General features: G+C 76.0%; 18 protein-coding genes. 9 read left to right on the forward strand and 9 right to left on the reverse strand.

Annotation, left to right across the window (positions count from 1 at the left end):
* Positions 1–8: 8 nt before the first annotated feature.
* From AC1Z4A_RS03310 to AC1Z4A_RS03330, 5 genes are all read right to left on the reverse strand, one after another.
* The gene (locus tag AC1Z4A_RS03310; protein WP_483676310.1) at positions 9–4,667 is read right to left on the reverse strand and encodes a coiled-coil domain-containing protein; all 4,659 of its coding nucleotides are present in this window, start codon (positions 4,665–4,667) and stop codon (positions 9–11) included.
* A 36-nt stretch (positions 4,668–4,703) separates the two neighbouring features.
* Complete coding sequence (locus AC1Z4A_RS03315; protein WP_483683489.1) at positions 4,704–5,522, reverse strand: hypothetical protein; 819 nt, start codon at positions 5,520–5,522, stop codon at positions 4,704–4,706.
* A gap of 393 nt (positions 5,523–5,915) precedes the next feature.
* Positions 5,916–7,457, reverse strand: coding sequence for a hypothetical protein (locus tag AC1Z4A_RS03320; RefSeq protein WP_483676311.1), 1,542 nt, complete (start codon positions 7,455–7,457; stop codon positions 5,916–5,918).
* Between the two features lie 147 nt (positions 7,458–7,604).
* Positions 7,605–8,582 (reverse strand): DUF979 domain-containing protein, encoded by a 978-nt coding sequence (locus tag AC1Z4A_RS03325; protein ID WP_483676312.1) that lies wholly within the window; start codon positions 8,580–8,582, stop codon positions 7,605–7,607.
* On the reverse strand, positions 8,579–9,286 hold the full coding sequence (locus AC1Z4A_RS03330) for a DUF969 domain-containing protein (protein WP_483676313.1): 708 nt from the start codon (positions 9,284–9,286) through the stop codon (positions 8,579–8,581). The genes AC1Z4A_RS03325 and AC1Z4A_RS03330 overlap by 4 nt, the downstream gene beginning before the upstream one ends.
* Before the next feature lie 163 nt (positions 9,287–9,449).
* Between AC1Z4A_RS03330 and AC1Z4A_RS03335 the strand changes: the two genes are divergently transcribed.
* The 4 genes from AC1Z4A_RS03335 to AC1Z4A_RS03350 are packed head-to-tail and all read left to right on the forward strand — an operon-like array spanning position 9,450 to position 12,374.
* Complete coding sequence (locus AC1Z4A_RS03335; RefSeq protein WP_483676314.1) at positions 9,450–10,094, forward strand: GntR family transcriptional regulator; 645 nt, start codon at positions 9,450–9,452, stop codon at positions 10,092–10,094.
* On the forward strand, positions 10,091–10,879 hold the full coding sequence (locus AC1Z4A_RS03340; protein ID WP_483676315.1) for a LamB/YcsF family protein: 789 nt from the start codon (positions 10,091–10,093) through the stop codon (positions 10,877–10,879). The genes AC1Z4A_RS03335 and AC1Z4A_RS03340 overlap by 4 nt, the downstream gene beginning before the upstream one ends.
* Positions 10,876–11,514: a 5-oxoprolinase subunit B family protein gene (locus AC1Z4A_RS03345; protein WP_483676316.1), complete on the forward strand. Its 639-nt coding sequence runs from the start codon at positions 10,876–10,878 to the stop codon at positions 11,512–11,514. Before AC1Z4A_RS03340 ends, AC1Z4A_RS03345 begins: the two co-directional genes overlap by 4 nt.
* On the forward strand, positions 11,511–12,374 hold the full coding sequence (locus tag AC1Z4A_RS03350) for a 5-oxoprolinase subunit C family protein (RefSeq protein ID WP_483676317.1): 864 nt from the start codon (positions 11,511–11,513) through the stop codon (positions 12,372–12,374). Before AC1Z4A_RS03345 ends, AC1Z4A_RS03350 begins: the two co-directional genes overlap by 4 nt.
* On the opposite strand, the gene AC1Z4A_RS03355 is transcribed toward AC1Z4A_RS03350, so the two are convergent.
* On the reverse strand, positions 12,355–13,530 hold the full coding sequence (locus AC1Z4A_RS03355) for a glycosyltransferase family 4 protein (protein ID WP_483676319.1): 1,176 nt from the start codon (positions 13,528–13,530) through the stop codon (positions 12,355–12,357). The two genes, AC1Z4A_RS03350 and AC1Z4A_RS03355, sit on opposite strands and share 20 nt — an antisense overlap.
* An 89-nt stretch (positions 13,531–13,619) precedes the next feature.
* On the reverse strand, positions 13,620–13,802 hold the full coding sequence (locus AC1Z4A_RS03360; RefSeq protein ID WP_483676320.1) for a hypothetical protein: 183 nt from the start codon (positions 13,800–13,802) through the stop codon (positions 13,620–13,622).
* A 178-nt stretch (positions 13,803–13,980) separates the two neighbouring features.
* On the opposite strand from AC1Z4A_RS03360, the gene AC1Z4A_RS03365 reads away from it, so the two are divergent.
* On the forward strand, positions 13,981–14,412 hold the full coding sequence (locus AC1Z4A_RS03365; protein WP_483676321.1) for an SPW repeat protein: 432 nt from the start codon (positions 13,981–13,983) through the stop codon (positions 14,410–14,412).
* Positions 14,413–14,549: 137 nt separating this feature from the next.
* On the opposite strand, the gene AC1Z4A_RS03370 is transcribed toward AC1Z4A_RS03365, so the two are convergent.
* Positions 14,550–14,795: a hypothetical protein gene (locus AC1Z4A_RS03370; protein WP_483676322.1), complete on the reverse strand. Its 246-nt coding sequence runs from the start codon at positions 14,793–14,795 to the stop codon at positions 14,550–14,552.
* Between the two features lie 166 nt (positions 14,796–14,961).
* Between AC1Z4A_RS03370 and AC1Z4A_RS03375 the strand changes: the two genes are divergently transcribed.
* Both AC1Z4A_RS03375 and AC1Z4A_RS03380 read left to right on the forward strand, forming a co-directional pair.
* Positions 14,962–15,117 (forward strand): hypothetical protein, encoded by a 156-nt coding sequence (locus AC1Z4A_RS03375; protein ID WP_483676323.1) that lies wholly within the window; start codon positions 14,962–14,964, stop codon positions 15,115–15,117.
* Positions 15,114–16,538 carry a cytochrome P450 gene (locus tag AC1Z4A_RS03380; RefSeq protein ID WP_483676324.1) on the forward strand — a complete coding sequence of 475 codons (1,425 nt, stop codon included), beginning with the start codon at positions 15,114–15,116 and terminating at the stop codon, positions 16,536–16,538. The genes AC1Z4A_RS03375 and AC1Z4A_RS03380 overlap by 4 nt, the downstream gene beginning before the upstream one ends.
* 61 nt (positions 16,539–16,599) lie before the next feature.
* On the opposite strand, the gene AC1Z4A_RS03385 is transcribed toward AC1Z4A_RS03380, so the two are convergent.
* Positions 16,600–16,986, reverse strand: a complete 387-nt coding sequence (locus AC1Z4A_RS03385) for a hypothetical protein (protein WP_483676325.1) — start codon at positions 16,984–16,986, stop codon at positions 16,600–16,602.
* A 190-nt stretch (positions 16,987–17,176) separates the two neighbouring features.
* Here AC1Z4A_RS03385 and AC1Z4A_RS03390 point away from each other — a divergent pair, with 190 nt between their 5' ends.
* Together AC1Z4A_RS03390 and AC1Z4A_RS03395 are read left to right on the forward strand one after the other, a co-directional pair.
* Complete coding sequence (locus AC1Z4A_RS03390; RefSeq protein ID WP_483676326.1) at positions 17,177–18,565, forward strand: FtsW/RodA/SpoVE family cell cycle protein; 1,389 nt, start codon at positions 17,177–17,179, stop codon at positions 18,563–18,565.
* Positions 18,566–18,606: 41 nt separating this feature from the next.
* Positions 18,607–20,154 carry an ATP-dependent DNA ligase gene (locus AC1Z4A_RS03395; protein ID WP_483676327.1) on the forward strand — a complete coding sequence of 516 codons (1,548 nt, stop codon included), beginning with the start codon at positions 18,607–18,609 and terminating at the stop codon, positions 20,152–20,154.
* Positions 20,155–20,163 lie beyond the last annotated feature (9 nt).

Here is a 20,163-nt window from a genome sequence, read left to right on the forward strand (position 1 = left end):
GTGGCGCGCTAGCGCGCCGCCGGTACCGGCTCCTCCTCCGCGGGCCTCCGGAACATCCGCGTGGCCGTGATCTCGCCGTGCACCTTCTCCGCCGCCCCGTTCTCGTCGGCCCGCTCCTGCGGAAGACCGGGCCGCAGGTGCTCCTCGACGCTGATGTACTTCAGCCCCGCCCGGAGGTCGGCGTCGTTGCGCAGCCGGATGACCAGCGGGAACTCGGCCAGCGCCGTGGTGTCGAACAGGCCCGTGGTGTAGAGCAGCTGGACGCCCAGCGCATCGGCCACGGCCCGCTGGAGCTCCAGCAGGTAGGTGGCGTTGGCCCGGCCGATCGGGTTGTCCAGGAACAGCGTGCCCGCGTGCCGCTGCTTGTCGCGGCCCCGGTCGTTGCTGCGCAGCGCCGCCATGGTGCAGTACAGGGCGATGGCCGCGGTCAGCAGCTGGCCGCCCGAGAACACGTCGCCCATCTGGCCGACGGGCACGCGCTCGGCGCGCAGCACCGCGTCGGGCTTGAGGATCTCGACGGCCACGCCGCGCGGCTGGAGGGCCGCCCGGACGCCGCGCAGCAGCAGCGACATGCCGTCGCGGCGCAGGTCGGAGTTCTTCTTGACGGCGGAGCGGGTGGCCTCGTCGATGACCTCGCCGAGCCGCTCGGTGAGCGTGCTCTGGTCCGGGTCGTCGAAGCGGATGCGCAGGAACTCCTGGCCCGACCACTCCCCCAGCCCCTCGGGCAGCCGGGACAGGCGCTGCGCGGAGCGCAGCGTGGCCAGTGAGGACTCCACCAGGCCGCGCAGCCGGTCCACGATGCTGCCGCGGTTGCGCTCGAGCTGCTCCAGCTCGTCTGTCAGCACCCGCAGCCGGGGCGCGAACGCCTCCGCCCAGGCCGCAGCGTGCTCCGGCAGCGCGGCGGCGGGCAGTTCGCGGATCTGCTGGCGGGCCGGGGTGCGCACCTGCTCGTAGCGGCCGGAGTTGGCGTGCCGTACGAGGACGTCGCCGGCCTCGCGGACCGCCGACTCGGCGGCCGACAGGTCGCCGGCGCAGCCGCGCAGGGAGCGCCGGGCCTCGGCGGCGGCCTGGCGGGCCTCCTCCAGCGTCCCGGCGTACGGCTCGGGCTGCTCGGCGTCCTCCTCCGGGGAGTTGTCGCGCAGCTGGTCGCGCAGGAGCGCCGCGGTGTCGTCGAAGCCGGTGGCCGCGTCCTCGGCGGCCCGGTGGGCGCGCAGCAGGTCGCCGTGGGCGGTGCGGGCGGCCTCCAGGGCCTCGGTGCGGGCGGCGAGTCCGGCGGTGGCGGTGCGCAGCAGCTCCTTCGCCCGGTCGGCGTCGGAGGGCACCAGCTCCTCGGGCAGCTCGGTGTGGGCGTCGCCGTCGGCCGGGGCGAGGCGCTCGGCCTCGCCGCGCAGCCGGCCGAGCTGCTCGCTGGCGGTGGAGGCGCGGGTCTCCAGCATCTGCACGAGCGCCTCGGCGCGGGCCGCGGCGGCCTGCCGGGACGGGCCGTCGGCGCCGTCGGTGCCCTCCAGGAGCTGGGCGGCCCGGGTGCGGACCTTGTTGGTGAGGCGGTCGAGTTCGGCGCGGGCCGCGCTCTCGTCGCTCTCCGCGCGGGCCTGCTCGGCGCGCAGGTCGGCGCCGACGCCGACCTTCTCGTAGACCTGCGAGGCGGCGCGGTAGGCCTCGCGCAGCGCGGGGAGGGAGGCGGAGGGCGGCTCGGTGCCCTCGGGGACGTCGTCGGGGGCGCCGGCGATCTCGGCGCGCTCGGCGCGCAGGGCGCGGGCCGTGCGGCGCGCGTCGTCGGCGGCGCGCTGGGCGGCGCGGCGGTCCTCGTCGGCGGCGCGGGCCCGGTCCACGCAGACGGCCGCGCGCTCCTCGGACTCGGTGGCCTCCTCGGCGAGTTCGCGCAGCCTGCTCTGCCAGTTGGCGCGCTCGCGCAGCCGGTAGGCGAGGCCCGCGAGGGCGTCGGCGACGCGGCGGGCGCGCTGGGCGGCCTCCTGGCGCTCGTCGCGGACGTGCGCCGTCTCGGCCGCCGCCTCGTCGGCCTCGGCACGGGCGGTACGGGCCTCGGCGAGCGCCTCCTGTGCGGCCCCGGCGGCGGCGCCGGTGCGCTCGGCCTCGGCGGACAGCTCGGCGAGCCGCCCCTGGGGGCAGCCGGCGCGCCAGGAGGCGAGGCGGGCGGCGAGCGTGCGGTCGCCGGCCAGCCGTGCCGCTACGGCGCGGATCTCCTCGTCCCGGGCCATGGCGCGCTCGCGCAGGGCGTGCCGCTCCTCGTCGGCGGCGCGCTCGTCGTGCATGGCGGGGTTCGGCGGCACCAGGAACACCCCGGTGTCCTCGCCGTCGGGGGTGGGGGCGAGCAGGGCGGCGGCCGTGCCGACGGCCACGGCGGAGCGCGGCAGCAAGGAGGCCGCGCCGAGCACCTCGCGGGCGCGGGCGTGCGAGTCGGGGTCGGTGACGACGACGCCGTCGACCAGCTCGGGCCGGGCGGCGAGCACGGCGGCGTGGTCGGCCGGGTCGACGGACTGTGCGAGGTAGCGCCAGCCGGGGAGCGCGGGGATGCCGTGCTCTCCGAGGTACTCGACCGCGGCCAGCACGTCGGGGCTGGGCGGCAGCAGGCCGCCGTCGCCGAGCGCGCCGAGGATGCGGGAGTCGTCGGCGGCGGCCGTGCGCAGGTCGAACAGGTGCCGCTCGGCCGCGGAGACGTTCTCGTCGAGCAGCTCGCGGAGGGCGTCGGCGTTGCGGTCCAGCTCCTCGGCGGTGAGGGGGGCATGCCCGGGACGGCCCGCCGTGCCCGGGGTGCCGTCCTCGGCCGCGCGCTGGCCCGGGACCTGGCCGGAGGCGGCGGGCTGGGGCAGGCCGAGCAGCTCGACCAAGCGCTGCTCCGCGCCGATGGACTCCGCCGCGCGGCGCTCCGCCTCGTACGCGGCCTCCGCCGCGCTCGCGGCGTCGGCGGCGCGGGCGGCGGTCAGCTCGGCGCGGGACTCGGCGGCGGCCGCCTCCTTGGCCCGGTCGGCAGCCTGGCGGGCGGTGTCCCGCGCGGCCTCGTACGCCGCGACGGCGGGCTTCTCGGCATCGCTGGCGGCGAGCGCGGCGCGGGCGGGGTCGGCGTCCGGACCGCTGTCGTCGATCCAGCCGGCCCGGACCGCCTCGGCCGTCTCCTGCTCGACCTCGGCGAGGCGCTGGCGCAGGTGGCCGGCCTCGCTGCGGGCGCGCTGCGCCTCGGTGGCGGCGGCGGTGGCGTCCCGGTGGGCGGCCTCGCCCGTCTCCTGGAGGACGGCGGATCGTTCCTCCTGCTCGTTGGCGAGGCGCTCGCCCTTCTCGGCGGCGGCGTTGAGGGCACGGACGAGTTCGACGGCGGCGAGGGAGCGCGCCGCCAGGGCGGGGGCGGCGTCCCGCTCGGCCTCGTGGATGGCGGCGGCCACCCGGGCGGAGCGGTCGGCGGCGGCCCGGTGCCGCAGCACCGTCTCGGCGGCCTGCCAGGCGGAGTGCAGGGTCCGGGCGTCGTTCAGCTCGCGGCGCTGGGCGGCCGCGGCCTTCTCCGCGGCGGCGAGCGCCAGGGAGGCGTGCCGGAAGGCGAGTTCGGCGGCGACCAGCGAGCTGCGGCCGCGCTCGGTCTCGGCGTCGGTGACGGCGTGCGCGGCGGCGGCGACGCGGCCGGCCAGCTCGGCGGCGCGGCCGCGCTCCTCGGCGCCGCGCGCGGAGAGCCGGCGGGCGAGGACCCGGGTGCGGCGCTCGGCCCCGGCGTGCACCCCGCGGGCCCGGTCGCGCTGGACGGCCGACTCGGCGATGCGGGACAGCAGGTCGAGCGAGCCGGCGGTGAAGTCCCGCTCGGCGGTCAGCTCGGCCCTGCGGCCGAGCTTGTGGGCGAAGCCGTGCACGAGGTCGGCGAGGCCGTCGGTGTCGCGGGTGTCGGTGACCGCGCGCAGCAGCAGGTCGGTGAAGTCGGAGTCGTTCTTGACGGCGAAGAGGCCGGCGGCCTCGCCCTCGTCGGCGTTCATCTCGCGCTGGTAGCGGAAGAGTTCGGGGTCGAGGCCCAGCTCGCCGAGGTGCTCGTTCCAGCGCTCGTGGATCTCCTCCCAGACCACGTCGAGGTTGGGGTACGCCTTGCCGGCCTCGGTGACGGCGTCGCGGAAGCCCTTCATGGTGCGGCGGCGGCCGCGGGCGCCGGAGGCGCCGTCCGCCTTCGGGCGCATGGCGGTGGACTCGGCGACCGGCAGCGAGTCCAGGCTGAGGCCCGGGCCGGGGCGGAAGGAGTACCAGGCCTCGGCGAACTTGCGCGGGTCGTTGGAGACCTGGCGGCCCCGCCACTCGCTGACCTTGCCGACGACGATGCTCTCGCCGGTCAGGACGTGCTGCCACTCCAGGGCGACGTGCCCGCAGTCGTCGGCGAGGAGGAACTTGCGGAGCACGCCCGAGCTGGCGCCGCCCAGGGTGTTGCGGTGGCCCGGCAGCATGACCGAGAAGATCAGCTTGAGCAGCACGGACTTGCCGCCGCCGTTCTCCAGGAAGAGCACGCCGGCGGGCGCGGGGCGGCGCGGCGGGCCGACCGGCTCCTCCTCGAAGAAGTCCGCCTGCGCGGGCGCGGGGGTGGGCACCGGGGCGCCCACTCCGCGCAGGTCCAGCACGGTGTCGGCGTAGCGCGCACCGGCGGGTCCGATGGAGTAGAGGCGGACCCGGGACAGCTCGTACATGGCGGCGGACTCTCGTTTGTCGCTGGGGTTGACGGTTTACGCGTGGAAGGGCAGGCCGGCGTCGGCGACCAGTTCGAGGTCGTCGGTGTGGTCCGGCGGCAGCAGGGTGGCGGTGCCGTCGCCGACGGGCACGACGCCCAGCTCCAGCAGCTCGGCCATGGCGGCGCTGCCCGCCATGTCGCGGACCTGGAGCTGGTAGCGGGCCGTGGTGCGGTAGGTGCCTCCGGCCTCGTCGCCCGTGCGCTGGAGGAAGCCGGAGTCGACGAGGAAGGTGACGGCCTTGGCGATGATGCCGGTGGTGGAGCCGGCGAGGCGGCGGGCGTCCTTGGTGGCACCGGTCGCGCTGCGGCGCGCGTAGACCCGCCAGGCGGCCTCCAGGCCGGGGGCGTCGGTGGTGGGGTCGGTGTTCTCGCCCTGCTCGGCGGCGCTCTCCTCCAGGCGGCGGCAGGCCTGGCGCACGAAGGCGTCGACGCCGTTGACGGTGACGCGGCCGATGTAGCCGTCGTCGGTGAGGTCCTCGGGGCGGGGGAAGGCCATGGCGGCGACAGCCAGGTGGGCGAGGCCGTGCAGGAAGCGGTCGCCGGAGTCGACGGTGGCCCGGCGGGCGTAGTCGCCCATGCGGACCGCGAAGACGGAGTCCTCGGCGGCGGTCACGGCCATGCCGGCGCGCGTGGAGACCTCCAGGACGACGAGGCCGAGCCCGGCGGCGACGGCGTCCGCGAGCCGTGCGAACGCGGGGTCGTCGCGGTGGCGGCGCAGCAGCTCGGCGTACTCGGCGTCGCGGGCGGGCTGCAGCTTGGGCTGCAGCCCGAAGGCGACGAGGCGGGCGGCGTCGGCCGCGTCGGCGGGGGTCACCTGTACGGTGCCGCTCGCCGCGGGGGCCTCCGCCTCGCCGGCGGACGCGGGGTCCGGCTGCGCCGGGTCGTAGGCCTCGTACTCAGTCACGTTCTCTTGCTCCTGCTGGGAGTCCATGGGGTGTGGGGGGTGTGGTCGGTCCGGCACCGCCGGGCTTCCCCGGTGGGGGTTGCGCGCCGTCGCGGCGGTGTGGGATTCCCCAGTCCCGCCCCTTCCCGCTGTATCCGATTTGCGGCTCCGCCGCAGGGCGGGGCTCCGCCCCGGACCCCGGGGGTCTGGGGGCTTGCCCCCAGTTTCGGGAAGGGGCGGGATCGGGGAAAATCCTCCGCCGCAACGGCGGGCCACCCCCACCGGGGAACCCGGCGGTGCCGAACCGGCCCCGGGCAGCGGCGCTCACGTCGCCTCCGCGCGGTCCGCCGCCATGCCGGCCGCGTCCAGCAGGGCCGTGCCCACGACGAGGTCCGCGCCGCCGAACTCCGGGTCGTCGAGCTGCGTGCCGTCGTCGACGGCGAAGAGCAGGGACCGCTCGCCCTGGCGGTAGGCCGTGCCGACCGCGGGGCTCGCGGCGTGGACGGCCAGCAGGGCGACCAGGTAGGGCAGTTCGGGGTCGCGGCGGCGGGCGTCGGCCAGCAGGCCGGAGAGGCGGCGCGGCGCGTCCGGCGGCAGGGTCAGCAGCTCCATCGCGCTCGCCAGCTGCTCCTCGCTGAAGCGGCTGTCGTCGGGGGTCTCCACCAGGTCCGGCTCGGGCATCTCCGCCCCGAGGTGCTCGCGCTCGGCCGGTGGCGTCAGCAGCATCTCGACGAGGTCGCCGACGCGCACCGAGGCGGGCGTGCGCAGCCCCGTGCCCCGGGTGAAGAAGGCGTCGGTGACCCGGCCGGCCTGCTCGACGGGGAGCGGCAGCACGGGGGCCAGGAGCTGCCCGTACAGGTCGAGGCCGGAGGTGGCGGCCGGGGTCGCGAAGGCCTGGCGGTCCTGCTCCGCGCGGAAGAGGGGGCCGGCCTCCAGGAGGCGGGACTGGAGCTGGGTGTGGCGGCGGATGCAGTCCTTGACGATGTCGACCAGCTCGGCGGCGCGGCGCTTGTTCTCGGCCGTCTTCGAATCGACTACAGCCTCCGCCTCGTCGCGCGCCTTGCGGATGTTGGTGAGGATCGCGTTCTCGTGGCGGTAGCGGTCGGCGACGTGGTCGAGGGCCTCGGCGATCATGTCGGGGACGGCCTTCAGCCAGTCGACGGCGCGGACGTTGCGCCGGGTGGCGTCGAGGGTCTTGCGGAGGGTCTCCGCGTACTGCACGGTGCGGTAGCGGGCCTGCTCGGCGGCGAGCTGGGCGTCGGCGAGCCGGCCCCGGCTGATGAGGACCTCCAGCTTCACCTCGGCGGCGATCTGGGCGCTGGTGACGTCCGTGTCGAGGGCGCCGACCAGGACGTTGACGGCCTCGTCGGTGGTGCGCAGGAAGACGGTGCCGCCGGGGCCGGGGACTTCCTCGACGAGCTTGAAGTCGTAGTCGCGCCGGACGTAGACGCCGTCGGCGCCGAACGTGCCGTAGACGGCGCGGAAGCCGCGGTCGACGCTGCCGACGTTGATGAGGTTCTCCAGGACCCAGCGGGCCACGCGCTCGTGCTCGGCCTGGGGGCGCTCCGGTGCCTGGGCGGCGACGCGCGGCTGGAGCCTGGTCACTATCTGCTCGTGGTCGGCCCCGGTATCGAAGTCCATGGTGAGCGTGACGAGGTCGATGGCGGCGAGGGCCACCTCCGCCATGGCGTAGACGCCGTACTCCCCCGCGAGGTTGGCCTTGCGCGCGTCCAGGTCGTGCAGCGGCGCGGTGCAGGCGAGCGCGCGCAGACGGCGGGCCAGGCCCTCGTCGGCGGCCGGGCCCGGGGCAGGGCGCACGGGCCCGTTGAGCTGGGGCGGAACGGCCGCCGGGGCTGGAGAAGTCACGTCGCACAGATTAGGCGGTCGCGCTGACATCGGACGAAACGGCGCGGGCTCCGTCCGTCCGCACCGTCCGCAGGCGCGCGCGTGAGCGGCCCAGTTTACGGCGTGGCCCCGGCGGCGGTGCCACCGGACCCCCGCGGCCGCGCACCATCAAACGGCGAAAACGGACATGATGGCTATATTGCAGCCGAGCAGGACGAACGCCGTCGGCAGTTGGGCCTTGATGGGCCCGTACTGGTCCTTCAGCTCCAGCAGCGCAGCGGGCAGGACGTTGTAGTTGGCGGCCATGGGCGTCACGAGCGTCCCACAGAAGCCCGCGAGCATGCCGACGGCGAGCACGGCCGGGGCGTTCCCGTGCGCCTGTTCCACCAGCACCGGCCAGCCGACGGCGGCGGTCATCACGGGGAAGGCGGCGAAGCCGTTGCCCATGACGGCGGCGAGCGCGAACATGCCGGTGCAGTAGACGACGACGGCGAGGAAGACCGCCCCCGGCCCGCCCTCCGGCAGCAGCGCGGTGGTGATCCGGCGGACCTGGTCGCCGACCCCGGCCACGGAGAAGATCGCGCCGAGCGTGGCGAGCAGCTGGGGCAGGAGCATGACCCAGCCCATGGACTCCAGCATCGACCGCCCGGCGTGCAGCGGGGCCGACAGGCGCTTCTCCCGCAGCATCGCCATGCCCACGGCCAGGGCGACGAGCGAGCCGATGCCGAGCCCCAGGACGGTCTCGCTGCCCTTCTCCAGGACCGGCCGGCCGTCGAGGGAGAGCCGCTTGACGCCGACGGCGCACACCAGGGCGACGGCGGGAACGGTGAGCGCGGGCACGAAGAGCCTGCTGCCGTGCCGCTCGGCGCTCGCGGCCCGCTGCGCGGCGGTCGCGGTGCGGGCCGTGCCGCGCCCGGTGCGGCCGAAGCCGGCGAGGCAGACCATGACGAGGACGGCCGCGCCCAGCGGTTCGGCCGGCGCGGTCCCGTCGACGACCCAGGTGCTGTAGCCGAAGCCCAGGCCCAGCAGGCCCCAGAACGCGGCCGTGCCGAGGCGCCTGGGGTTGGTGCGGTCGGTGAGCATCTGGGCGGCCATGACCAGGAAGAGGCCGCCGACGAGCCAGAAGAACCATTCCGCCCTGATCACTTGGCCGCCCCGCGGACTGTCTCGCCGACCGCCCCGCCGGCCGCCGCGCGTTCCAGCGTCCGGTCCAGGCGCAGCAGCCGCCAGCCGTGCACGGCGAGTGCGCACAGGGCGGTCGGCACGGCCCACAGCGCGAGCCGCAGGGGTTCCAGGTGGGTGTGGTAGGTGGTGTTGACGAAGCCGGTGATCAGGAGGATCGAGCCGACGGCGAGGAAGAGGTCCTCGCCGAAGAACAGCCCGACGTTGTCGGCGCTGGCGGCGAACGAGCGCACCTTCTCGCGGGCCCGGTCCGTCAGCGGCCCGTGCCGGCGCTCGGCGGCGCCCTCGGCCATCGGGGCGGCGAGCGGGCGCACGGTCTGGGCCTGCCCGAGGACGCCGTTCAGCCCCAGGGCGGCGGTGAGTTGGCGCAGCAGGAGGTAGAGGGCGAGGAAGCGGCCCGCGGTGAGGCCGGCGAAGCGGGTGACGATCCGCCGGGCCTGCTCCTGGAGTCCGTGGCGCTCCAGGAGGCCGATGACCGGGAGCGTGACGGCGAAGACGGTCACCGCGCGGCTGCCGGCGAAGCCGTTGCCGAAGGCCGCCAGGACCTGTCGCGGCGAGAGCCCGCCGAGCAGTCCGGTGGCGATGCCCGCGGCGCCGACCACCAGGAGGGGGTTGCGTCGGGTGGCGAAGCCGGCCACCACCACGAGGACGCCCAGGAGTACGAGCATGCGTCAGCCTTCCGCATTCTCGGACCTCACTCGATCAGGTGAGGCGACTGGCGAGGAGGCTAAGATATTGTTGAACAATCCTCAATAGACAATGCTGAAACGGCAATTCACCCCTGTCAACAGCAATCACCGCCGTACCGTCCGTCCCTGCATCGGAGACGCCATGGCCCGATCCAGCGCGCAGCGTGCCGCCGCGGCCCTGCGCGAGCGCATCGAGGGCGGCGAACTGCCGCCCGGCACCCAGCTGTCGGAGGAGGCCCTGGGCCGGGAGCTGGGGGTGTCGCGCAACACCCTGCGTGAGGCGTTCCGGCTGCTCGTCCACGAGGGCCTGGTGGTGCACCGGCTCAACCGCGGGGTCTTCGTCCGCGTCCCGGAGCCCGCCGACGTCACGGACGTCTACCGCATGCGCGCCGCCCTCGAGTCCGCGGGCGTACGGGCCGCGGGGGACGCCCCCGCCCCGCTGCGGGAGGCGGTCGCGGCCGCGGTCGCGGAGGCCGAGCGCGCCGCCGCGGCGGGCGACTGGCGGGAGGTGGGCTCGGCGGACCTGCGCTTCCACCGGGCCCTGGCCGCCCTGGCCGGCAGCGCGCGCATCGACGCCGCCATGGACCGGCTGCTGGCCGAACTGCGCCTGGTCTTCCACGCGATGCCCTCGCCACGCCGCTTCCACGAACCGTTCGTGGCCCGCAACCGCACCCTCGCCAAGCTCCTGGAGAGCGGCGACCGCACCCGCGCCGAGGCGGAGTTGACCGCCTATCTGGACGAGGCCCGGCGGCTCGTGCTCGACGCGATGCAGGAGGCAGGGCGATGACCGGCACCACGGGCGGCCGCCCCCCGGGCCCCGTGCTCGACCTCAACGCCGACCTCGGCGAGGGCTTCGGCCGCTGGCAGCTCACCGACGACGACGCCCTGCTGTCGGTCGTCACCAGCGCCAATGTGGCCTGCGGCTTCCACGCGGGCGACCCGTCCACCATGCGCCGGGTGTGCGAGCGCGCCGCCGAGCGCGGTGTGCGCATCGGCGCCCAGGTCTCCTACCGCGACCTCGCGGGCTTCGGACGGCGCGCCATGGACGTGCCCCCGGACGAGCTGGCCGACGAGATCACCTATCAGATAGGCGCCCTGCGGGCCTTCGCGCGGGCGGCGGGCGCGGACGTCGCCTACGTCAAGCCGCACGGCGCGCTCTACAACCGCGCGGTGACCGACGCCGGACAGGCGGCCGCCGTGGTCTCCGGCGTCCTGCACGCGGGCGGTCGGCTGCCCGTCCTCGGCCTGCCGGGCTCGCGGCTGCACGAGGCGGCGGGGCGGGCCGGACTGCCCGTGGTCGCCGAGGCGTTCGCGGACCGCGCCTACACCGCCGCGGGCACGCTCGTACCGCGCCGGCAGCCCGACGCCGTGGTCCACGACCCGGACACCGTCGTCGCCCGCTCCGTGCGCCTGGCCCGCGCCGCCACGGTGACCGCGCTCACCGGCGAGGAGGTGCCCGTCCGCGCCCGCTCGCTGTGCCTGCACGGCGACACCTCCGGTGCCGCGCAGCTGGCCCGCCGGGTGCGCGAGGGCCTGGAGGCCGCGGGCGTCCGCGTGGCGGCGTTCGCATGACCGGGCCCGCGCACCCCGCGCCGCGCGCCCTGCCGATGGGCCGCCATGCGCTGCTCCTGGAGGTCGACGGCCCCGAGCAGGCCCAGGCCCTGCACGCCGAGCTGCTGCGCCGCCGCGCCGCCGGGGAGCTGCCGCGGATACGGGACATCGTGCCCGCCGCCCGGACCGTACTCCTGGACGGAGTGGACGATCCGCGCTCCCTCGCCGCCGACCTCACCCGCCGCCCCGCGCCCCCGCGACCGGCCGCCGAACCGGCACCGGTCGTCCTGCCCGTCCGCTACGACGGCGCCGACCTGGCCGGGGTCGCGGCCCGCTGGGGCGTCGCCGTCGACGAGGTCGCCCGCATCCACAGCGGCCTCGAATTCCGCGTCGCCTTCTGCGGGTTCGCGCCCGGCTTCGGCTATCTCACGGGACTGCCCGGGCACCTGCACGTGCCGCGCCGCGCCACGCCGCGCACGGCCGTGCCCGCCGGGTCGCTGGGCCTGGCCGGGCCGTACACCGGGATCTACCCGCGCTCCAGCCCGGGCGGCTGGCAGCTCATCGGCCGTACCGAAGCGGTCCTGTGGGACCCCGCGCGGGAACCGGCCGCGCTGCTGGCGCCGGGTACGCGCGTGCGCTTCGAGGTGAGCGCGTGAACGCCCTGACGGTCGTCCGGGCCGGGGCGCTGACCACCGTGCAGGACCTGGGCCGCCCCGGCCACGCGCACCTGGGCGTGCCGCGGTCCGGCGCGCTGGACCAGCCCGCGCACCGGCTCGCCAACCGCCTCGTCGGCAATCCCGGCACGTGCGCGACGCTGGAGACCACGGTCAACGGCTGTGCGGTGCGCACCGGTTCGGCCGTGACGTTCGCCGTGACCGGCGCGCCCTGCCCGGTGAGGGTCGACGGCCGCCCGGCGGCCTGGGGCGCCGCGGTGCGGGCACCGGCGGGGGCCGTCGTCGAGGCGGGCCCGGCCGGTGCCGGGCTGCGCAGCTATCTGGCCTTCGCGGGCGGCATGGCCGTGCCGCCCGTGCTGGGCAGCCGCTCCCGGGACCTGCTGTCGGGGCTGGGCCCCGAACCTCTCGCCGACGGCGCGTCCCTGCCGCTCGGTACGCCCTGCGGGCCGCCGGCCGCCGCCGACGTCGTGCCGTGGGCCGCGCCGCCCACGGCCGGGCTGGTCCTGCCGCTGGTCCTGGGCCCGCGCGACGACTGGTTCACGGACCGGGCGCTGCGCACCCTGGCGGGCGGGGGTCACCGGGTCTCGCCCGCGAGCAACCGCATCGGCCTGCGCACCGAGGGGCCTCCGCTGGACCGCGCCGCGGAGGGTGAACTCCCCAGCGAGGGCCTGGTCCTCGGGGCGGTCCAGGTGCCCCCGGACGGCCGCCCGGTCGTCTTCCTCGCCGACCACCCCACGACGGGCGGCTATCCCGTCGTCGGCGTGGTGCCCGAATCCGCCCTGGCCGCCGCGGCCCAGGCGGTGCCGGGGCTGCCGGTGCGGTTCATTCCGGTGCGGGCGTGAGCCGGACACGCCCCCGGGGCTCCCCGCGCCGCGCGCGCTCGTCCAGCACTTCCTCGTAGTGGTCCAGCAGCCGGTCGCCGACCACCGTCCAGCTGCGGCCCAGGACGGACGTCCGGCCCGCCCGCCCGTACTCGGCGCGCAGCCGCCGGGCCGTCTCGAGCGCCAGCACCGCGTCGCGCAGGGCTCCTGCATCGCCGGGGCGGACGAGCAGGCCGGTGCGGGCGTGCTCGACGAGGTCCAGGGGACCGCCCGCGGCCGGCGCGATCACCGGCAAGCCGCTCGCCTGCGCCTCCTGGAGCGCCTGGCAGAACGTCTCCTGCGGGCCGGGGTGGACGAAGACGTCCAGCGAGGCGAAGATCCTGGCCAGTTCGTCGCCGGTGCGGGTGCCGAGGAAGCGCGCCCCGGGCAGGGCGGCGCGCAGCCGGGCCGCGTACGGGCCGTCGCCCGCGACGACGACGCGCACGCCCGGCAGCGCGCAGAGCGGGGCCAGCAACTCCACGCGCTTCTCCGCCGCCAGGCGGCCCACGTAGCCGACGATCAGCTCCCCGCCCGGGGCGAGCGCCCGGCGCAGTTCCAGGTCGCGGCGGGCGGGGTGGAAGCGCTCGGAGTCGACGCCGCGCGGCCACAGCCACACCCGGGGCACCCCGTGCCCGGCGAGGTCCCGCGCGGCCGCGGCGGAAGGGGCGAGCGTGCGGTCGGCGGCGCAGTGGACGGCCCGGATCCGGCGCCAGGCGATGCCCTCGCCCGTGCCCAGGTACGTACGGGCGTAGCCGCCGACGTCGGTCTGGTAGACGGCGACGGCGGGCACGCCCAGCCGGGCGGCGGCCGCCATGCCGCGTGCCCCGAGGACGAACGGGCTCGCGAGGTGGACGACGTCGGGCCGGTGCGCGGCGAGCACGGCGCCCGGGCGCCTGCCGGGCAGGGCGACGCGGAACTGCGGGTAGCCGGGCAGCGGCACCGACTGCACGCGCACGACCGGGCACGGGTCCGCCTCGGCGCGGTCGCCGTCGCCGCCGCCGCCTCCGCGCGGTCCGGCGGGGGCCACCACGAGCGGCTCGTGGCCGCGCAGGACGAGGTGTCGGGCGGTCTGCCAGGCGCAGTGGGCCACGCCGTTGACGTCGGGCGGAAACGATTCGGTGACGATGACGACACGCATAGGGGTGTTGTCGGCCCCCAGCGCGTGGACCGGGCCACGTGGATCTGTCCGCCCGGGGAACGTCCCGTGAGCGTCAGCCCACGCCGCCCTCAGTCGATGCCGCGGACGATGTGCGGCTCGAGGTCGTCCTCGTCGTCGAAGGCGGCGACGGGCCCCGCCCGGCGGTCGCCGGGGGCCGTGGGGCGGACGGCGGCCGCGGGGCCGTCCGCGGTGTCGGGGCGGGGGGCTCGGAGGGGGTCCTCCGGCCCGTGGGATTCCTCGGGTTCGTCCATGACGGTCTTCCTCCCCCTGGTGCCGTGGGCTGGGTCGGGGATCCTTCCCGGGGTGTGGCTGCCGTATACCCCGTCTCCGAACCAGGCGTCACTTTCCACCGCCATTCGGGTGAATTTCAAGCCAATTGAGTTAAAATGCAAGCAGGTCCGACCTGCACACTGAAAGAAGGTGGCTGACGTGACCGCCCCTACGTCGCCGCGGATCGAACACCACCCGGACATCATGGCGCTTCGTGCGCACTCCGAGGAGACGACGGCGACCCCCGTCGCCCAGGGCCTTGAGGCACTCGCAGTCCTCTGTGGCATCTACTTGGCCGCCTCACCATGGATTGTGGGATTCAACGGCTCGACCACCCTGGCAGTCAACAACCTGATCACCGGTATCGCCTTCGCTTGCCTGGTAGGCGGCTTCGGCTCGGCGTACGAGCGCACACACGCCATGAGCTGGTCGGCCCTCTGCCTCGCCGCTTGGACGATCATGGCGCCCTGGATCGTGGCGGGCCACGCCTTCACCACGGCCGCCAACGTCAGCAACGTCGTCGTCGGCATCGTGTCGTGCCTGGTCGCCCTGTCCGTGGCGGGATTGGGCCGCGCGCGGGCACGACGGTGACCTGACCGAGCACTCGGAGCACCGGGCTCCGGCCGCCGCACCCGGTGCGCCCCGAGGAACCCGACCGACGGCGGCCGACGCGCCCCGCTGCTCCGGCAGCGGGGCCTTCGCGGGCCGCGCCGGCCCGCGGGCGGTCGCTACTCGCCGGGCAGGGCCGCCGCGTTGCCGGCGCCGGAGGGCCGGGAGCAATCCGTGCCGGGCGGCTGGTGCGCGCTGCCGGCGGCGGTGAGCCGGCCGTCCACGGCGACGGAACCGTCGCCGCCGTCGACGTCCCCGGAAACGGCCCAGCCGTCCCGGCCACCGAGCGCCCGCTGCGCCCGTTTGCGCAGCTCCGAGTCCATCTCCCGGCGAATACGTCGGATGATCTTATCCATGTCAGGCATGCGGGCGACGGTAGAACCCGTCGGACGGCAACGCCTCGCAGGCCAGGGGGCATTCACCCGCGCGGATGAATACTCAGGTGATCTTCCCGCGTCATGGCTTCGCCGGACGGGAAGTGGCAATGCTCCCCTCCCCCGTCCGGCCCACACGACCCAAGAGGTGCCAGGCATGACGACCGTATGCGCAGCCACGCGTGAGCTGCCCACCGCGCCCGGCGCGGCCCTGCCGCACGAGGCACGGCTCACCGGGGGCGCCGAACTCACCCTGCACCGCCGCGACTCGGCTCCCGAAGGCCCGCTCGACCCGGGGGAGGTGCGGGCATGACCTGGACGAGCGAGGACCGCGGCAGCGGCGTGTGCACGGACACCGGCCCGCAGTCCGCCCTGCCGGCCGCCTCCCGGGGCGAGAACCTCCGGCTGGCCCTCCTCTATTTCCTGCCCCAGTACGTCAAGGGCGCCTTCCGGGCCCGCCCCCGGGCCGCCCGGCTCGTGGCCCGGCTGGACCCCGACCGGCTCGGCGCCGAGGTGATGCGCGGCCTGCGCCGCCGGCACGGCCGCGGCCCGGTCCTGGTGCGCGGCACCTTCGGCCCCACGCTGCTGGTGCTCGACGCCGAGGACGCCCGGCAGGTGCTGGACGGCCCGGTGGAGGTGTACGCGGTCGACACCTGGGAGAAGGTGAGCGGCTTCGCCACGGTCCAGCCCGAGGCGCTGGCCGCCTCGCACGGCCGGCAGCGCTCGGCGCGCCGGGCGTTCAACGACGCGGTGCTGGACGCCGGCAGCCCCGTGCACCGGCTGGCCGGGCACTTCCAGCGGGTGGCGGGCGAGGAGGCGCGGGCGCTGCTGGGGCCCGAGGCGGAGGCCGGGCTGACGGCCCCGCAGATCCGGCAGCGCCTGGAGCGCATCGGGCGGCGCTGCATCCTGGGCGAGGCGGCGGCCGGCGACGAGGAGTTCTCCCGGCTGCTGGACGCGCTGCTGGCCGAGGCCAACTGGGTGGGCGCCCGGCGCTGGCGGGCCACCCGGTCCCGGCAGCTGCGGCGCCGGATGATGCAGCGGCAGGCGCGCTATCTGTGCAACGCCGACCCGCGCAGCCTGACCGGTCTGTTCCGCACCGCGCCCCGGGGCCCGGAGACCGCACCCGAGGGACAGCTCGCCCACTGGTTCATGGCGCTGGACGCGGTGCACACCACCGTGCTCCAGACGCTGTCCCTGCTCGCCACGCACCGGGAGCACCACGCGCGCGCCGCCGCGGAGGTCGAGGCCGCCGACCGGCGGCACGGCGCCCGCACGGCGGCGGGCTTCGAGGCCATGCCGTACCTGCGGGCCTGTGTGCTGGACGCGGCCCGGCTGTGGCCGCCGGTGCCGGGGCTGACGCGGCGTACCACGGCCGAGACGCGGTGGCGGTCGGGCGTGGCGCCGGGCGGGGTCAACGTGCTGGTCCCGGCCGGGTTCCACGCCCGGGACGAGGAGCGCATCGACTGGGCGCACCGGTTCGCGCCGGAGAAGTGGCTGGACGGCACGGCCGAGGCGGACTGGGCCGTCAACCCGTTCGGCCGGGGCGAGGCCCGGTGCAGCGGCGCGGAGCTGGGACTCCAGCTGGCCACGGGCTTCGTGGCGGAGTTCCTGCGCGGCGGGGAGCTGGCGGTGGCGGGAGTGCGGCTGAGGCCGGGGCGGCCGCTGCCGCGCGGCTTCGACCCGGCGCGGCTGCGGATCGGCTACCGCGCCTACCGGAGGCCGGAGGAGGAGTGACGCAGGGCGGCGGCGCGGCACCGGGCCGGGGCGTGCGGGATGATCCCCCGGCCCGGTGCGGTCAGTGTCCGGCGGGCATTTCCTCGCGGACGGGGGCGGCCGTCGCGTACCAGCGGCCGCCGCGCAGCTCCGCCAGGCCGTGACCGGCCAGCCCGGTGACGTGTTTGACGATCGTCCGCGCCTGATAGCCCACCGTCGCGCACAGGTCGTCCACGGACGCCCCGCCGTCGCCCGCCGCCAGCAGCCCGTCCCAGGTGCGGGCCTCGTGGCGGCCGAGGCCGGGCACCGGCCGCGGCTCGGTCCGGGCCACGGCCCGGACCTCGGTCCGGGTCTCCGTCCGGGCCTCCGGTCCGGGCTCGGGGCGATGGGTCTGGGGGCGGGATGCCCCCACCGGGCGCGGGGTGCGGTTGACCCTGCGGTGTCGGCGGCCCTTCTGGCGCTTGCTCATGGCTGAACCACTGCTCCGTCCTGCGTCGTCGATCCTGCGGTGTCGGTGCGTCAACTCGGCACCGCACCGGCCGGTTACGACAATTCCAATAAGTGTGCGCGACATCACGCACGGTGACGCGCGGGCGATGAGGCGAGTCTTCATACGAGACGCGTATAGGTCCGGGTATGTGACACAGGACGGTGGCCGGATGACCGTGGAAACCGTACGACGCCAAGGCGGCGGCGAGAGCGGTGTGCGCCGGGCGTCCCGCCCTGCCGTCCGGCGGCGCCGCGGCGAGGCGCTGCTGCTCGTCCTCGCCGTGCTGATCAGCTGTTCCGGCTATGCGTACACGGGTCTGGCGACCACCGGGCGGCTGCCGGGCGGCCTGCCCGGCTTCGCGGCCTGCACGGCCTGCCTGGCGCTGGTCCCGCACCTGGTGGTGCGGCGCTGGGCCCCGTGCGCCGACCCGCTGATCCTCCCGCTCGCGGTCCTGCTGTCCGCGTTCGGCCTGGTGCTGCTGCACCGACTGGACCCCGCCTACAGCAGGCGGTACGACGCCGAGCCGACCGCCGCCGGCCAGCTGATGTGGACGGTCATCGGGGTGGCCGTCTGCATCGGCGTGCTGGTGGTGCTGCGGGACCACCGCCGCTTGCAGCGCTACATCTATCTGACGATGGCCGTGGCGCTGGTGCTGCTGATGGCGCCGGCGTTCTTCCCCGGTGACCTCTACGGCGCCAAGCGGTGGATCCTCCTCGGCCCGCTGTCGCTCCAGCCGGGCGAGTTCGTCAAGACCATGATCGCGGTGTTCTTCGCGGGCTATCTGGTGCTCCACCGGGACTCCCTCGCGAACTCCGGCCGCAAGGTGCTGGGCGTGCGGCTGCCGCCGGGCCGGCAGCTCGGCCCGATCCTGACGGTGTGGGCGCTGAGCCTGCTGGTGCTGATCGTCGAGCGCGACCTGGGCACCTCGCTGATCTTCTTCGGGCTGTTCGTGGTGATGCTGTACGCGGCCACCGAGCGCACCGGCTGGGTGGTGTGCGGCCTGCTGATGGCCGCGGCCGGGGCGGGCGCGGTGGGCTCGATGGAACCGCACGTCAAGGGACGCATCACCGCCTGGCTGCATCCCTTCGACGCCTTCAAGGAGGGCGCCACGGGCTCCGACCAGGCCGCGCAGGCGATGTTCAGCTTCGGCAGCGGCGGGGTCACGGGCAGCGGGCTGGGCCTCGGCCACCCCGAGCTGATCCGCTTCGCGGGCCGGAGCGACTTCATCCTCACCACGGTCGGGGAGGATCTCGGGCTCGCCGGGACGATGGCCGTCCTGCTCCTGTACGCCCTGCTGGTCCAGCGCGGTCTCAGCACGGCGCTGCGCTCGGCCGACGCGTTCGGCAAGCTGCTGGCGGTCGGGCTGTCCGCGGCGCTGGCGCTCCAGGTGTTCGTGGTGGCGGGCGGCGTGCTGGGGCTGATCCCGCTGACGGGCAAGGCGCTGCCGTTCCTCGCCAAGGGCGGTTCGTCGCTGGTGGCCAACTGGCTGATGGTGGCGGTGCTGATCAGGATCAGCGACGGTGCGGGGCGGGAGGCGGAACACGGCGTCGGCGGCTGAGCCGGGCTGCGCGGCGCGGGGCCGCGGGGCACGATGAGGGCATGCTGCTCGACCGGCTCGCGCGGGTGTCCGAGGCAGTCGCGGCGACGAGGGCCCGGACGGAGAAGGTCGCCCTGCTGGCCGGGCTGTTCCGGGAGGCCGCGCCCGAGGAGGCGCCGGTCGTGATCCCCTATCTGGCGGGCCGCCTGCCGCAGCGGCGGACCGGGGTGGGCTGGAGCACCCTGCGGGACGCCCCCGCCCCGGCGGCGGAGGCCACGCTGACGGTGACGGAGGTGGACCGGGCGCTCGACGCGATCGCGGCCGTCTCGGGTCCGGGCGCGCAGGCCGAACGCAGGCGGCTGGTCGGCGCGTTGCTGGGCGCCGCCACCGCCGGGGAGCAGCGCTTCCTGCTCCGGCTGATCGGCGGCGAACTGCGGCAGGGCGCCCTGGACGCACTGGCCGTCGAGGGCCTGGCGGCCGCCGCGGGGGCGGTGCCGGAGGAGGTGCGGCGGGCGGTGATGCTCGGGGGCTCGCTGGGTGCGGTGGCCCGGGCACTGCTCGCGGGAGGGCCCGCGGCGCTGGCGGAGTTCCGGCTGGAGGTGGGGCGACCGGTACTGCCGATGCTGGCGCAGAGCGCCAAGGACCTCGACGAGGCGCTGGACCGGCTGGGCCCGTGCGCGGTGGAGGAGAAGCTGGACGGCATCCGGGTGCAGGTGCACCGCGACGGCGGTGCGGTGCGCATCTTCACGCGGACGCTGGACGAGATCACCGAGCGGCTGCCGGAGCTGACGGCGGTGGCGCTGGAACTGCCGGTGGCCTCGGCCGTGCTGGACGGCGAGATCATCGCCCTGGACGCGGACGGCCGGCCGCGCCCCTTCCAGGAGACCGCCGGCCGGGTCGGCTCCCGGCTCGACGTGGCGGCCGCGGGGGCCGCGCTGCCGCTCTCCCCAATCTTCTTCGACGTCCTGACCGTGGACGGCCGCGAGTTGCTGGCCCTGCCGACGGCCGAGCGGCACGCGGTGCTGGCCCGGGTGGTGCCCGCGCCCCTGCGCGTGCGGCGCCTGGTGGTGGCGGACCCGGCGGACGAGGACGCGCGGGCGGCGGCCCGGGAGTTCTCGGCCGAGGTCCTGCGCCGGGGGCACGAGGGCGTGATGCTCAAGGCCCTGGACGCCGGGTACGGCGCGGGCAGGCGGGGCGCGTCGTGGCTGAAGGTGAAGCCGGTGCACACGCTGGACCTGGTGGTGCTGGCCGCGGAGTGGGGGCACGGGCGGCGGCGCGGCAAGCTGTCGAACCTGCACCTGGGGGCGCGGCGCCCCGACGGCTCCTTCGCGATGCTCGGCAAGACGTTCAAGGGGCTGACGGACGAGATGCTGGCGTGGCAGACGGGGCGGCTGCGGGAACTGGCGGTGAGCGACGACGGGTTTGTGGTGCGGGTGCGGCCGGAGCTGGTGGTGGAGGTGGCCTTCGACGGCTTGCAGCGGTCGTCCCGCTATCCGGTGGGGGTGACGTTGCGGTTTGCGCGGGTGGTGCGGTACCGGGAGGACAAGGGGGCGGGGGAGGCGGACACGGTGGAGACGGTGCTGGGGTTTTCTTCCCCACCCCGCCCCTGAAATCAGCCC

The organism is Streptomyces sp. 17_S59 (assembly GCF_056930295.1).